Source organism: Streptomyces pilosus (genome assembly GCF_014649835.1).
Classification (GTDB): Bacteria; Actinomycetota; Actinomycetes; order Streptomycetales; family Streptomycetaceae; genus Streptomyces; species Streptomyces pilosus.
Genome location: NZ_BMTU01000014.1, coordinates 95,831 through 108,881 on the forward strand (window position 1 = coordinate 95,831; position 13,051 = coordinate 108,881).

The 13,051-nt window shown below is 73.5% G+C and carries 15 protein-coding genes; 11 read left to right on the top strand and 4 right to left on the bottom strand.

Annotated elements, in window-relative coordinates:
• Positions 1-37: 37 nt before the first annotated feature.
• On the top strand, positions 38-232 hold the full coding sequence (locus IE118_RS27870) for an antitoxin (protein WP_189560835.1): 195 nt from the start codon (positions 38-40) through the stop codon (positions 230-232).
• 61 nt (positions 233-293) lie between these two features.
• On the opposite strand, the gene IE118_RS27875 is transcribed toward IE118_RS27870, so the two are convergent.
• From IE118_RS27875 to IE118_RS27885, 3 genes are all read right to left on the bottom strand, one after another.
• Positions 294-917, bottom strand: coding sequence for an enterobactin synthetase (locus tag IE118_RS27875; RefSeq protein WP_229846958.1), 624 nt, complete (start codon positions 915-917; stop codon positions 294-296).
• 313 nt (positions 918-1,230) lie between these two features.
• A complete protein-coding gene (locus IE118_RS27880) occupies positions 1,231-2,715 on the bottom strand; it encodes a class I adenylate-forming enzyme family protein (protein WP_189560836.1) in 1,485 nt (494 codons plus the stop codon).
• Positions 2,715-2,963, bottom strand: coding sequence for an acyl carrier protein (locus IE118_RS27885; protein ID WP_189560837.1), 249 nt, complete (start codon positions 2,961-2,963; stop codon positions 2,715-2,717). The genes IE118_RS27880 and IE118_RS27885 overlap by 1 nt, the downstream gene beginning before the upstream one ends.
• Positions 2,964-3,286: 323 nt before the next feature.
• Here IE118_RS27885 and paaA point away from each other — a divergent pair, with 323 nt between their 5' ends.
• The 10 genes from paaA to IE118_RS27935 all read left to right on the top strand — a co-directional run bounded on the left by paaA (position 3,287) and on the right by IE118_RS27935 (position 11,594).
• A complete protein-coding gene (gene paaA, locus IE118_RS27890) occupies positions 3,287-4,291 on the top strand; it encodes a 1,2-phenylacetyl-CoA epoxidase subunit PaaA (RefSeq protein ID WP_189560838.1) in 1,005 nt (334 codons plus the stop codon).
• Positions 4,288-4,599 carry a 1,2-phenylacetyl-CoA epoxidase subunit PaaB gene (paaB, locus tag IE118_RS27895; RefSeq protein WP_189560839.1) on the top strand — a complete coding sequence of 104 codons (312 nt, stop codon included), beginning with the start codon at positions 4,288-4,290 and terminating at the stop codon, positions 4,597-4,599. The genes paaA and paaB overlap by 4 nt, the downstream gene beginning before the upstream one ends.
• Positions 4,583-5,401, top strand: coding sequence for a 1,2-phenylacetyl-CoA epoxidase subunit PaaC (gene paaC / locus IE118_RS27900; RefSeq protein ID WP_373303234.1), 819 nt, complete (start codon positions 4,583-4,585; stop codon positions 5,399-5,401). The genes paaB and paaC overlap by 17 nt, the downstream gene beginning before the upstream one ends.
• Positions 5,398-5,910 (top strand): 1,2-phenylacetyl-CoA epoxidase subunit PaaD, encoded by a 513-nt coding sequence (gene paaD / locus IE118_RS27905; RefSeq protein ID WP_189560840.1) that lies wholly within the window; start codon positions 5,398-5,400, stop codon positions 5,908-5,910. Before paaC ends, paaD begins: the two co-directional genes overlap by 4 nt.
• A 46-nt stretch (positions 5,911-5,956) precedes the next feature.
• Entirely contained in the window at positions 5,957-7,123 is a 1,167-nt protein-coding gene (locus IE118_RS27910) for a ferredoxin--NADP reductase (protein ID WP_189560841.1), read from the top strand.
• Between the two features lie 74 nt (positions 7,124-7,197).
• Positions 7,198-7,974 (top strand): SDR family oxidoreductase, encoded by a 777-nt coding sequence (locus IE118_RS27915; RefSeq protein ID WP_189560842.1) that lies wholly within the window; start codon positions 7,198-7,200, stop codon positions 7,972-7,974.
• Positions 7,975-7,999: 25 nt separating this feature from the next.
• Positions 8,000-8,848, top strand: a complete 849-nt coding sequence (locus IE118_RS27920) for a tryptophan 2,3-dioxygenase (RefSeq protein WP_189560843.1) — start codon at positions 8,000-8,002, stop codon at positions 8,846-8,848.
• The gene (locus IE118_RS27925; RefSeq protein WP_189560844.1) at positions 8,838-9,662 is read left to right on the top strand and encodes an alpha/beta hydrolase family protein; all 825 of its coding nucleotides are present in this window, start codon (positions 8,838-8,840) and stop codon (positions 9,660-9,662) included. The genes IE118_RS27920 and IE118_RS27925 overlap by 11 nt, the downstream gene beginning before the upstream one ends.
• A gap of 162 nt (positions 9,663-9,824) precedes the next feature.
• Complete coding sequence (locus IE118_RS27930; protein WP_189560845.1) at positions 9,825-10,352, top strand: hypothetical protein; 528 nt, start codon at positions 9,825-9,827, stop codon at positions 10,350-10,352.
• 126 nt (positions 10,353-10,478) lie between these two features.
• The gene (locus tag IE118_RS27935; RefSeq protein ID WP_189560846.1) at positions 10,479-11,594 is read left to right on the top strand and encodes a helix-turn-helix domain-containing protein; all 1,116 of its coding nucleotides are present in this window, start codon (positions 10,479-10,481) and stop codon (positions 11,592-11,594) included.
• 187 nt (positions 11,595-11,781) lie between these two features.
• Here the strand turns inward: IE118_RS27935 and IE118_RS27940 are convergent, their stop codons facing one another.
• Positions 11,782-12,996: a methyltransferase domain-containing protein gene (locus IE118_RS27940; RefSeq protein WP_189560847.1), complete on the bottom strand. Its 1,215-nt coding sequence runs from the start codon at positions 12,994-12,996 to the stop codon at positions 11,782-11,784.
• Between the last annotated feature and the right edge of the window lie 55 nt (positions 12,997-13,051).

The following is a 13,051-nucleotide window of genomic DNA, read 5'->3' on the forward strand; positions in this document are numbered from 1 at the left end:
GGGGTACGGCGCACGCGCACCTTCCGGAGGTATCCCCATGGGCAAGCTGGGCGACATGATGAACAAGGCCAAGCAGATGGCCAAGGGCCACCCCGACCACGCCGACAAGGGCGTCTCGGGCGCCGAGCGCATGGTCGACGAGCGCACGGGCCACAAGTACGACGCCAAGACCGACAAGGCCGCCGACGCGGCGCGGCGTTCCTACCGCGACGGCGGTACACAGGGACACTGACCCACCCACCCACCGCCCGCCCCCGGTGCGCCCCGCGCGCCGGGGGCCGGCACGTCCGCGCTCAGGCCCGGCCGACGACACAGCTGAACACACCCCCACCGACCCGTACCACCCGCACCCGCACCGCGCGGGCGGGATCGGCGCGCGGCCACACACGCAGCCCGTCCCCGACGGGCGAGACCCGCAGCTCCCTCAGGCCCCCCTCCGCCACGGCGAGGGCCTTCCACGCCGCCTCCTTCGCGGAGAACAACTCCGTCACCGACCGGGCCGCGAGCAGCGCCTCCTCGTCCGCGCGCAGCACCAGGCGGGCCGCTTCGCGGGGGAGCGGCCCCAGTTCCAGGTCACAGCCGAGGGGCAGGTCCCTGCCGGGACGGCACGCCACGGCAACGGCGATCCCCGCGCTGTGCGAGATCGACGCGGCCCGTCCCGGCGGGAAGACCGGCAGACGCCCCGAGCGGGGGATCTCACCGCAGTCCAGCCCCACCGCACGCAGGGCCCGCCGGGCGGCCCGCCGGCCGGCCAGGAACTCCAGCCGCCGCCGCGCCGGCATCGACGCCGCGGCGGCGGCCTCGGCCGGCCCGGCCGGTCGCGGACTCGGCTCCCGGACATCCGCGACACCCAGCCCGAGTCCGACGGAGTCCAGCAGCGACCGCAGTGCGGCCACGTCACCACTCACCAGCGCCACCGGCTCTCCACCGGGCCGGCCCCTCCACGGACGCCCCGCATCGACCCCGGCCGACCACGGGAGTCCCTGAGCGGTCCCGTCCCGGCACGGCGCGCTCGCGTCGGCGGCGGGCGGGCCGCCGTGCGGGCTCCCCACCGGCCCGGGCCGTCCCCGCAGGCCCTGCACACCGGCCCGGCTCGTCCCCGCGGGCCCTCCGCCCTCCTCGGGCGCCGACACGGGCCCCGCAGCGGCCCGGGCCGGCCGCGACGTCTCCGTCGTGGCCGGCCCGGAACGTGCGGGGCGCCCGGTCATCGCCGTCCGCCGTCGCACGCGCTCACACCCGCAGCAGCTTCTTGACGATCTTCCCGGCGGGATTGCGCGGCACCTGCTCGATGAACTCCACCCGCCGCGGCCGCTTGTACGGCGCGAGCAGGCCCGCGACGTGCGCGAGCAACTCCGCCGCGGCCGGCTCCGCACCCGCCTCCAGGGCGACGTACGCCAGCGGCACCTCACCGTAGTCCTCGTCGGGCATGCCGACGACCGCCGCGTCCCGGACCGCCGGGTGGGTCATCAGGGCGCGTTCGATCTCCGAGGGGTACACGTTCTGGCCCGCGCGGATGATCACGTCCTTGGTGCGGTCCACCAGGCTGATGCGGCCCTCCTCGTCCATGAAGCCGAGGTCGCCCGTCCTGATCCAGCCGTCGCGGGTGATCTCGCTGGTGGCCTCCGGGTCGTTCCAGTAGCCCTGCATGACGCCCGGCCCGCGCACCACGATCTCGCCGATCTCACCGGGCGGCAGTTCCCGGCCTGCCCCGTCCACGGCGCGGGCGGACATGCCCGGCACGACCCGCCCGCACGGAATGCGGGCGGTGACGTCCCCGGGAGCGGGGTGCTCGTCGGGACCGAGCGTGACGAACGGGCCGCCCACCTCCGTCATGCCGTACACCTGCCGGAAACCGCACCCGAGCCGTTCGACCGCGTCGGCGTAGACGTCGAGCGGCATGGGGGCGGCCCCGTACAGGACCTCCCGCAGTGAGGACAGGTCGGTGTGCCGGGACGCCTTCGCCTGGAGCATGAAGCGCAGCATCTGCGGCACCAGCCACATGTGCGTGGCGCGGTGCCGCTCCACCGCGGACAGGGCCCCCTGCGGGGTGAATCCGGGCATCAGTACGACGGTCGCGCCGGCCGCCAGGTAGGTCAGGGACACGACCATGCTGCCGTGGTACAGCGGGCAGCAGTTGACCATGACGATGTCGTCGGTGGGGCGGGCCATCACCAGCCAGCCGAGGGCGATCGCGCGGAACGACGCGCTGTCGACCGTCACCCCCTTGGCCTGCCCGGTGGTCGCCGAGGTGTGCAGCACGGCGATCGGGTCCGTGTCGGCGACGTCCGGCAGCTCCCGCTCGGCCGCGAGCGTGCCCAGCGCGGCGAAGGCGGGCTTGTCGAGGGCCACCCGGACGCGCACCGAACCCGGCAGGTCCGCGTGCCGGTCCAGCAGCCCGGACTCGCCGAGGACCGCCACCGCGCCGACGCGCTCGATGATCCCGGCGACCTCGGGCTCGGCCAGACTGTGGTTCAGCGGCACGAACAGCGCGCCGAGCCGGGCCAGCGCGAAGTAGCTCTCCAGGACCTCGATCCGGTCCTTGGCGAGCACGGCGACCCGGTCGCCGCGCCGGATTCCCAACTCGGCAAGCCCGTAGGCGAGTTGCAGCGTACGATCATGCAGCTCGGCCCAGGTGACGCTGCGCTCCTCGTCCACCAGCGCGGTCCGGCCGGGCCGGCACTGGCGGTTGCGCTCCAGCAGCTGCGTCAGCCACATCACGCACCGCCGCTCGCGCCGGCGACCGCGCGCTCGGCCACGAAACGCTCGTAGTCGCCGATCGTGCGCAGCTCCTCCATGTCCTCGGCGGTGATCTCGACGCCGAGCCGCTGCTCGACCAGCAGCACGAGGCGCACCAGATCCCCGGAGTCGATACCGCTGGCGGCCAGGTCTGCGTCGTCACCGATCCGGTCGGCGTACTCGGCCGTGCCGGTGAGTTCGACCAGCAACTCCCTGATGGTGCTCATGGTTTCCCCTTTCGCCCCGGCGTGCCGGCCGCCGCGGTCCACGACTGTCACCCCCTCAAGAGGCGACGGCGCCCGGCCTCACTCCCCGCGCGTCCCGTGACCTTTGTCACGCGCCCGAACCTCACACGGCGGGGATAGCCGGGCCGCGCGCCCCGCCTCTTACCGCAACGAAGCAACCCGCTCCGCCCGGCGCCTCGCGCGGGCGGTTCCCGAGCCGAAGGAGTGATGCGCGTGCCCAGGCAGCCGGTACGGGTCCGGGCCCCGGGACGGTGCCCGCAGCACGGCACCGCCGCGACGGTCGCCGGACGCACGGACGGTGCCCGGTGACCGCGTCGGCCACCCGCGCGGACGAGGACGAACTGCTCGCCCACTTCGACGCCCTCATCGCCGACGGCCGCACGATCGAACCGCGCGACTGGATGCCCGACGGCTACCGCCGCATGCTGGTCCGGCAGATCGCCCAGCACGCCCATTCCGAGATCATCGGCATGCAGCCGGAGGGCGGCTGGCTCACGCGGGCCCCGTCCCTGCACCGCAAGTCGGTCCTGCTCGCCAAGGTCGGGGACGAGGCGGGCCACGGCCTGTACCTGTACTCCGCCGCCGAGACGCTCGGCGTGGACCGCGCCGATCTGCTGGACGCACTGCACCACGGCCGCCAGCGCGCCTCGGCCACCTTCAACCATCCCGCGCTGACCTGGGCGGACACCGGGGCCATCGCCTGGCTGACGGACGGCGCCGCCGTCATCAACCAGGCACCCCTGTGCCGTACCTCCTACGGGCCCTACGCCCGGGCGATGCGCCGCGTCTGCCAGGAGGAGGCCTTCCACGTGCGGCAGGGCTACGACCTGATGCGCGCCCTGTGCGAGGGGACCCCGGAGCAGAAGGAAATGGCGCAGGACGCGGTGAACCGCTGGTGGCTGCCCGCCGTGGCGCTGATGTTCGGGCCACCCGACACCGAGGCGGGCGGCGCCGACGCGCGGACCGCCGCGCTGGGCGCCGCGGTCTCCCGCCGCGCGATGGCCTGGGGCATCAAGCGCCACACCAACGACGAACTGCGCCAGCGTTTCGTCGACACCTGCGTCCCGCAGGCCGAACGCCTCGGCCTGACGCTGCCCGACCCGGTGATCCGCTGGAACGAGGAGCGCGGCCACTACGACTTCACGCCCGTCGACTGGGACACGTACCGCAAGGCCCTGGGCGACGACACCCACTGGGCGCGGCAGCGCATCGCGCACCGCCTGGCCGCGCACGAGGACGGCGCCTGGGTCAGGGAGGCCGCCGTCGCGCACGCGGCGCGGACGGACGAGCCGCGAGGAGCGGCGGCATGACCGCCGCACCGGAGGGAGCGCCGGCGTCGTGGGAGGTGTTCCTGCGGGCCCGCAGGGGCCTGGCGCACCAGCACGTGGGGTCGGTGCGCGCCGCCGGCCCGGACGCGGCGCTGGCCGCCGCCCGCGACCTGTACACCCGCCGGGGCGAACCCCTGTCGCTGTGGGTGGTCCGCTCCGACGCCGTCCACACGGCCTCCCCGGACGAACGCGACCCGTACTTCGCGGGTGCCCGCCACAAGCCGTACCGCTACCCCGAGCACTACGCGCCGCTGACCGAGAAAGGCCCCCAAGGTGAGCACCACGAGTGACGTCACGGCGGTGCGTCCCGGCCGCCCGCCGGGCGAAACGCCGACCGCCGCCGGTCCCGACCTCGCCCGGTACCTGACACGCCTCGGCGACGACGCCCTCGTCCTCGGCCAGCGACTGTGCCAGTGGATCACCCGCGCGCCGACCGTCGACGAGGACCTGGCCCTGTCCAACATCGCCCTCGACCTGATCGGCCACGCCCGCGTGCTGCTCACCCGCGCCGGCCGCCTCGACGGAACCGGCCGCACCGAGGACGACCTCGCCTACGCCCGCTCGGAACGCGAGTTCACCAACGCCCTGCTGACCGAACTCCCCAACGGCGACTTCGCCGTGACCGTGGCCCGGCAACTCGCCTACACCCACTACGCCGTCCTCCACTACGAGGCCCTCGCGCACTGCCCCGACCGCGAACTCGCCGCGTTCGGGGCCCGGGCCGCCAAGGAGGTCGCGTTCCACCGGCTGCACGCCGACCGCTGGACGGTGACGCTGGGACGCGGCACCGCCGAGAGCGCGCGCCGCATGCGGCACGCCCTGGAGCGGGTGTGGCCCTACACCGGTGAACTCTTCGAGGAGGACGACGTGGTGCGCCGCCTGGCCGCGTCCGGCACCGTGCCCTCACCGGCGCCCCTGCGGGAGACCTGGCTCGGACGGATCACCGAGGTCGTCACCGGGGCGGGACTCGCCGTGCCCGCCCCCACCTGGTCGGCCACCGGCGGCCGCACGGGCCTGCACACCGAGGAGTTCGGGCCGCTGCTGGCCGAACTGCAGTCCGTGCGACGGCAGTTCCCGGGAGGTACCTGGTGAGCGAGCGCGCACCGGTCACGGCCCGTCTCTCCGCCGAGGAGGTGCGCGAGCAGGTGGCCGCGCTGCCGGACCCGGAACTCCCGGTGATCGGCCTCGGCGACCTCGGCGTGGTGGGCTCCGTCGCCCCCGGCGCCGACGGCGTGCTGGAGGTGGAGATCACGCCCACCTACCTGGGCTGCCCCGCGCTGCCCGAGATCACCGCCGGTGTGCGGGAGGTCCTGGCCGCCTGCGGCCACCCCGACGGCCGCGTCCGGCATGTCCTGTCGCCCCCCTGGACGACGGACCGCATCACCCCCGACGGGCGACGCGCACTCGCCGCACACGGCATCGCCCCACCCGTGACCCCGGCGCCCGACGGCCCGGTGCCCGTCGCACTGGGTGCGGTGCCCTGCCCGCACTGCGGCTCCCGGGCCACCCGGCCGCACAGCGCCTTCGGGCCGTCCCGCTGCCAGTCGGTGCTGTGGTGCACGGCGTGCCGCGAGCCCTTCCCCCACCTGACCGCGCTGTGAGGACGACCGTGACCCTTCCCCACCCGCCCGCGCTGCGAGGCCGACCGTGAACACCACCCCGCCCGCCCTCCTCGACGCGGCGCCGGCCGGTCCGCCCCGCCGCACCGGCTGGCACCCCCTCGACGTCACCGAGGTCCGTCAGCTGAGCGCCGACACGGTCGCCGTCACCCTGCACGTGCCCACCGCGCTGCGCGACGTGTTCGCCCACCACCCCGGCCAGCACGTCGTCGTCCGGCACCGCCGGGCCGGCACCGCACTGCGGCGCAGCTACTCGATCTGCCCGCCGCCGCACACACCCGGGGCGCTCCGCCTGGTGATCAAGCGGTCCGGCCCCGGCGGTTTCGGTGAGCACGCCACCACCCGGCTCGCCCCGGGAGAGTGCCTCGACGTCTCCCCGCCCACCGGCACCTTCGCGCTGCCGGAGCTGCCGGGCGCCCACCACGTCCTCCTCGCGGCCGGCACCGGCATCACCCCGCTGGCACCGATGGCCACCGGGGCGCTGCGCGGGGACCCCGCCTGCCGCGTCAGCCTCGTCCACTCGGTCCGCACCTCCGCCGACGCCGTACTGGCCGACGAACTGGCCGCGCTGAAGGACGAGTTCCTCGACCGTCTCACCGTCCTGTACGTACTGACCCGGGAGGACCGGGGGAGCGGCCCGTTCGCACGGCGGCTGGACGCGTCTTCCTTGGGCCGCCTGCTCGCGGCCGTGGACGCCCGGCCTGGCCCGGACACCACGTTCGCCCTGTGCGGACCCCCCGGTCTCATCGCCACCGCACGGCACGTCCTGGCCGATCTCGGAGCCGATGCCGCCCTCGTCCGCTGGGAACTGTTCACCGCCGACGGCACCCTGCCGCAGCCGCAGCCGCAGCCGCAGCCGCAGCCGCAGCCGCAGCCGCAGCCGCAGCCGCCGGCCGGACGGGCCCCGACGGCGGGGGAGTACCGGGTCACCGCACTGCTCGACGGGCGCCGCCGTGCCGCCACCGTGCTGCCCCACGACCCGGTCCTCCTCGACGCACTGCTGCGCGGTCACCCCGACGTGCCGTACGCCTGCCGTGAGGGCGTGTGCGGCAGCTGCCGCGCGAAGGTCCTGTCCGGAGAGGTGACCGCGGACGGTCAGCACGCCCTGGACGAACGGGACCGCGCCGCCGGCTACACCCTCGTCTGCCGCGCCCGGCCCCGCACCCCCGAGATCACCCTCGACTTCGACGCCTGACGCGCACCCCGCGACCACGTTCGATGCCGACGCCCGACCCCCCGCCAGACCCCCTCAGCGTAAGGAGACCCACGATGACCGCCAGCGCCCGCCACACGGGGAAGACCGCCCTGGTCACCGGAGGCAGCCGGGGCATCGGCAGAGCCATCAGCCACCGCCTCGCCCGCGAGGGCGCCCTCGTCGCCGTCCACTACGGCCACGACCTCACGGCCGCCGAGAGGACCGTCAAGGAGATCCAGGCCGACGGCGGACGCGCCTTCCCCGTCCACGCCGAACTCGGAGTCCCCGGCGACGCCGACACCCTGTGGTCCGCCTTCGACGCGGCCCTGGCGGAGCAGGACGCCCCCACGGGCCTGGACATCCTCGTCAACAACGCGGGCATCACCGTCCCCCGCCCGATCGCCCAGGTGACCGAGGACGACTACGACCGCGTCTTCGCGATCAACACCAAGGCGCCGTTCTTCATCATCCAGCGCGGACTGGACCGCCTGCGGGACGGCGGCAGGATCGTCAACATCTCCTCCGTCGCGACCCGCGTCGCCTTTCCCCCGATCGTCTCCTACACCATGACCAAGGCCGCCCTCGACTACCTCACCCTCTCCCTGGCCCAGGAGCTGGGCCCCCGCGGCATCACCGTCAACGCCGTCGCACCCGGCTACACCGAGACGGAGATCAACCCGACCCTCGCCGTCCCGGAGATCCGGCGCCGCTACTCCGAGGCCTCGGTGTTCGGCCGGCTCGGCGACCCGGTGGACATCGCCGACGTCGTCTCCTTCGTCGCGAGCGACGAAGCCCGCTGGGTGACCGGCCAGTGGATCGACGCCTCCGGCGGCGCCCACCTCGGTGTGTGACCCGTCCGCACCCCTGGGAGATGTGATGAACGACAGCACGACCACCCTCGACGGGCCGGTCACCGACGACGCCCTGACCCGCCCCTTCGAAGGCGCCAGTCCCTACGACGCGTACGTGCACGCGTCCGTCCTGAACACCCTGCAGCAACCGCTCACCGAGGCCCCGGACGAGATGGGGTTCCTCGTCACCACCCAGGTGATGGAGCTGTGGTTCACCCTGATCGTGCACGAGTGGCGCACCGCCAAGGTGGCCTTCGCCAAGGACGACCTGCCCGCCGCCATGGACGCGCTGGAGCGCAGCCGCCGTGCGCTGACCGCCCTGAGCGGCGCCTGGGCGCCCATCGCAGCCTTGACCCCTGCCCGCTTCAACGGCTTCCGCGCCGCGTTCGGCCGGGCGTCGGGCTTCCAGTCGGCGATGTACCGGCACATGGAGTTCCTCCTCGGCGACAAGTCCGCCGGGCTGCTGCGCTCCCACCGCGGTGACCCCGCCGTCCACGAGGCGCTCGCCGAGACCTACCGCGAACCGTCCCTGTACGACGAAGTGCTGGCCCACCTCCACCGCCAGGGCCTGCCCGTCCCGCGCCACGTCCGCGAGCGGGACGTCACCAGCCCCTACGACGGCGACCCCGGCGTGGTGGACACCTGGCGGCACGTCTACACCGGACCGCAGCACCATCCCCACCTCGCCCTGGGCGAACTGCTCACCGACATCGCCGAACTCGTCACCCGCTGGCGGTACGACCACGTCCTGGTGGTCCGCCGTGCCATGGGAGCCAAAACGGGCAGCGCCGGATCCGCCGGCCTGGCCTGGCTGGAACAGCGCGCGGCCCGGCCGGTCTTCCCCGACCTGTGGGAGGTGCGCGGTGACGTCTAGGACCATCTCCGCCTTCGCGGCCGAGGAGGAGCAGCGGGTCCTGAGCCTGAAGCCGGTCCTGGCACCGGTGCGCGGCCGTTACGGGAACCACCCCCACCACTCCTACGACGCCTGGCCCTCCGAGGACCCCGACGCCCCGCTGGTGATCCTGCTCCACGGCGGATACTGGCGCTACGACCGGATGCACCTGACCCCGTTCGCGGCGTGGCTCTCCACACAGGGGTTCGACGTGCTGCTCCCCGGCTTCCGCCGGTCCGGCGGCGCGGGCGGCCATCCCGAGACCTTCGACGACGTCGCCCGCATCGTGGACACCCTGCCCGAAGGGCGTCCCTACGTCCTGGCGGGTCACTGCTCCGGCGGGCACCTGGCCCTGTGGTGCGCCGCCCGGGGCCTGCTGCCGCCCGGCTCCCGCTGGCACACCCGTACCCTGCCGACGAGCGTGCTCGCCCTCGCGCCGATCACCGACCTCACCGCCACCCGCCGCGACCGCCTCAGCGACGACGCCGCCCTGCAACTCCTAGGCGGCGAGGAGCACTTCACCGCACGCCTGCCCGAGGTCGACCCCCTCACCCTGCTGCGCGACGCCGGCACCACCGGCGTCCCCACCGTCCTGCTCCACGGCGCCGCCGACGAGGAGGTCCCGCTCACCCAGTTCAGCGACTACGCGGCCGTGCACCGGGACCTCAGGACGGTCGTCCTTCCCGGCACCGGCCACTACACCCTCATCGAACCCGGAGCACCCGGCGCCCGCGCCGTCGCCGACACCCTCAGGGAGATGGCGCAGCCACGGCCATCCAGGAACACCGCACGGTGAGAGGGCAGTTGCCATGGCTTCGGCTGCTCACCCACGACCCCCAACAGTGAGACCCCCCAGACATCTGGGATGGGATGCGCCGGCCGGCTGCGGCACTCTTTACCCGGCCGGGGGAGGCGAGCAGCCTCCGGCGCATTCGGTCACGACAACGAGGGGGAAGAGATGTCCATGCGAAGAAAGGCCGTCGGGATGCTGGCCGCGGCCACGACCGCCGCCGGCCTGATGGTGGCGGGAGCTCCGGCCGCTGTTGCGACGCCGTCCGCTGCGGGCAGCGCGGCCACGGCCTCCGTGTGGCGGAACATCGCGCTGACCGGCACGTACACGATCCGCGACGACGAAGGCATCTTCGCCGCCGGTACGTACTGCAGCGGCAACGTCGCCTCCGAGGGCTGGGTGAACGAGGTCCGCACACCGTCGGTGTGGTGGGAGACCACGTGCGGGGGTGAGATCCGTGTGGAGAAGCACGTCTCCGCGGAGACGGACAGCACCGGCGGAGTCAGGATCCATGTGACGCTGCAGTTCTACGAGGGCACGAACGACACCAACACCGACCTCGACGCCGAGTACAACTTCAACCGCTACGTCCCCGCGGGCCAGACCTCGACGGTCAGTGAGATCACGCTGCGCAACGGGGAGAACGGCGGCAAGGACTGGGCGAAGCTCAACCTCGTCCTGCACAACAACCGCTGACCCGGACCGAGGCGTCCACCGGACGTCTCGGATCGGACACCGGCAGTTCCCGGGCACGGTAAGCGGAGGCACAGACGCCTGTGCGAACCGGGCCCGGGAACCGTGGTACACGCTTAGCCTCGGACCATGAGGCGCCACGGGGGAACGACGCAGGCCGGCAGGATCGGAGACACGGCGGCACGGGCGGCGCAGTCCGCGCGGAGTGTCGAGGAGTTCTTCGGGGCGGTGAAACGCGTCATACGGCCTGCTCTGCGGTTCGACATCTGTGCCTGTCTGACCGTGGATCCGCAGACCTTGATGAACACCGGCGGCGACTACCGAGACGGCCTGCCCCCCGCCATGATGCCGCGCATGCTCGACATCGAGTACCGCGAGGGGGACGCCAACGACCTGTCGGACCTGGCGGCCAGACGGACGCCGGTGGGCCTGCTCAGCCGGGAGACGAGCGGGAACCTCGACCTCAGTCCCCGCTACCGCGACATCATGCGGCCCCTCGGCTTCCGCGACGAGTTACGTGTGCTGCTGCGCGACCGCCACGGCGCATGGGGCGCCCTGATCATGGGCCGCGCGGACGACGCGCCCCCGTTCGGCTCCCCGGAACTGACCGTGGCGGCGTCGCTGGCCCAGCCGCTGGGGGACGCGCTGCGCCGGCTGCACCTGACGCGGCTCGCCGAGGAGAGCACGGCAGGTCCGGCGCCGGGACTGGTACTGCTGGACAGCGACCACCAGGTGGTCCATGGGACGCCCACCGTGGCCACGTGGTTCGACGACCCCGTGCCACCCGGTGGCAGCGGACTGCCTCCCGCGGTGTACGCGTTGGCAGCGGCGGTGCAGGGTGCGGGAGCTGCGGCCTCCCGCACCTCATGGATGCACAGCCGCAGGCACGGGCGGATACGGTTGCACGCCTGGCGCCTGCACGAGCCCGCTGCGGCCTCTGCCCGCACCGCTGTCGTTGTCGAACGGGCCGGTCCCACCGAGCACATCGCGCTGATCGTCGCAGCGTACGGGCTCACCCCTCGCGAGAGGGACATCACGGCCCTGGTGCTGCGGGGGCGGACGACAGCCGACATCAGCCGCAGTGTCGGCCTGTCACCGCACACGGTCCAGGACCACCTGAAGGCGGTGTTCGACAAGACGGGAGTCCGCAGCCGCCGAGACCTGGTTGCCACCCTCTTCGCCCGTCACTACCTGCCGGACATCACACCGGCCCAGGCGGCGCCACCACGTCATCCGGACACCTGAAGAAGCGGCCCACTGGACCTGGCGCCCCCGACCTGCTCGTCGTCCAGAGTGCCGGGGTGCGACCCGGGCGCCCGAGAGGATCCCGCTTCCCGTGCAGGTGCAGTTTCGCCGAGTCGAGTGTGGGGCATCGGCACTCCTGTTCACCGAACGGCTGGTGTGCGAGGCACCTGCGGTCTACGCGGCGAGGTCACGGCGTCGGCCGGGGGACGGTGGCGAGGGGAGGCAGCGTCCAGGTCAGCGCCTGCGGCCCCGGGCCGGATGTGACTGTCTGGGCTCCGGTGCCGTCGGTGAGGTCGACCTGGTACGCGTTCGGCCGGCCGGCGTCCTGCCAGCGGACGTGGAGGTCTTCGAGTTCGGCCCATACGTCGCGCGGCCCGTGGACGCGAACAGTCCCGTCGCCGGGGCCTGCCACGGCCCAGGAGTCGTCCTCGGGGGCGACGATCGTCAGCGTCCGGGCCTGGAAGTCCCTCACCAGACCGGGTGCGAGGTAGGCGGCGGCGAGCCAGAAGCCATAGGCGTCGTCCGACGGTGGCACGAGCCGGGTGGGTCGCGCCGTGCCCGGGTCGGCCTCGATGCGGGCACGGTGCTCCAGGGCGGACAGCCACCGGTATCCCCGCATCGGCCGGTATCCCCGCGGCCTGCCACGGAGGACAGCTTCAACCCGTCCCCGGTCCGAGCGGGTGACGAGGAGCTGGCCGGGCCAGCTCGGCGTACGGGTCGCGAGCGTGGACAGCAACCGTCCACCGGGGGCCAACTGCTTCACCCACGCAAAGGGGACGCACGGCACGCCGATGCCGGAGTGGATCCGGTCGTACGGTGCCCGGGCCTCGTGCCCGTCGAGCGCGTCGGCCTCGACGATTGCCGCGTCGATGCCGAGCCGGTGGAGGTTCCGCTGCACGAAGGCAGCCATGTGCGTGTCCCGCTCCACGCCGGTGGCGAGCCCGGGGCCGGTGATGTCGGCGGCGAGCGCGAGGGACACTCCGGGACCGGGTCCGAGCTCCAGGTAGCGCAGACCCGGCGCGAGCCCAAGGAACTGGAGGGCCTCGATGGTGGCGGGTGTGTAGGTCGACATGGAGGTCATGCGGCCGCCGGTCACCGGACCGCGAGTGAGCGTGTCGAGGGGTTCGCCGTCGCGCTGGAGCAGGACCGACTCGTCGCCGTGGATCAGGTCGAGCCACTCCTGACGGTCCTCGGGGTGGGAGCCGTCGAGGAGGCGCCAGTCGATCGGCTCGGTCCCCGGGCCGCTGACCCGTACGTAGGCGTGGGGCAGCAGCACTTCGCGACGCACGCGGAGCAGGGCATCGCGCAGTTGCGGGTCGGTGAGCACGCCCGCGGAGGTGAGTCGCTCGACCAGCGCGGCACGCCGGCTGCTCGCGTCGGTGACCTGGAGATCAGGGGACATGAGGGCCGTCCTTTGCGAGAGGCGGTGCGGGCATCCTGATGAGGCGGCGGACGGG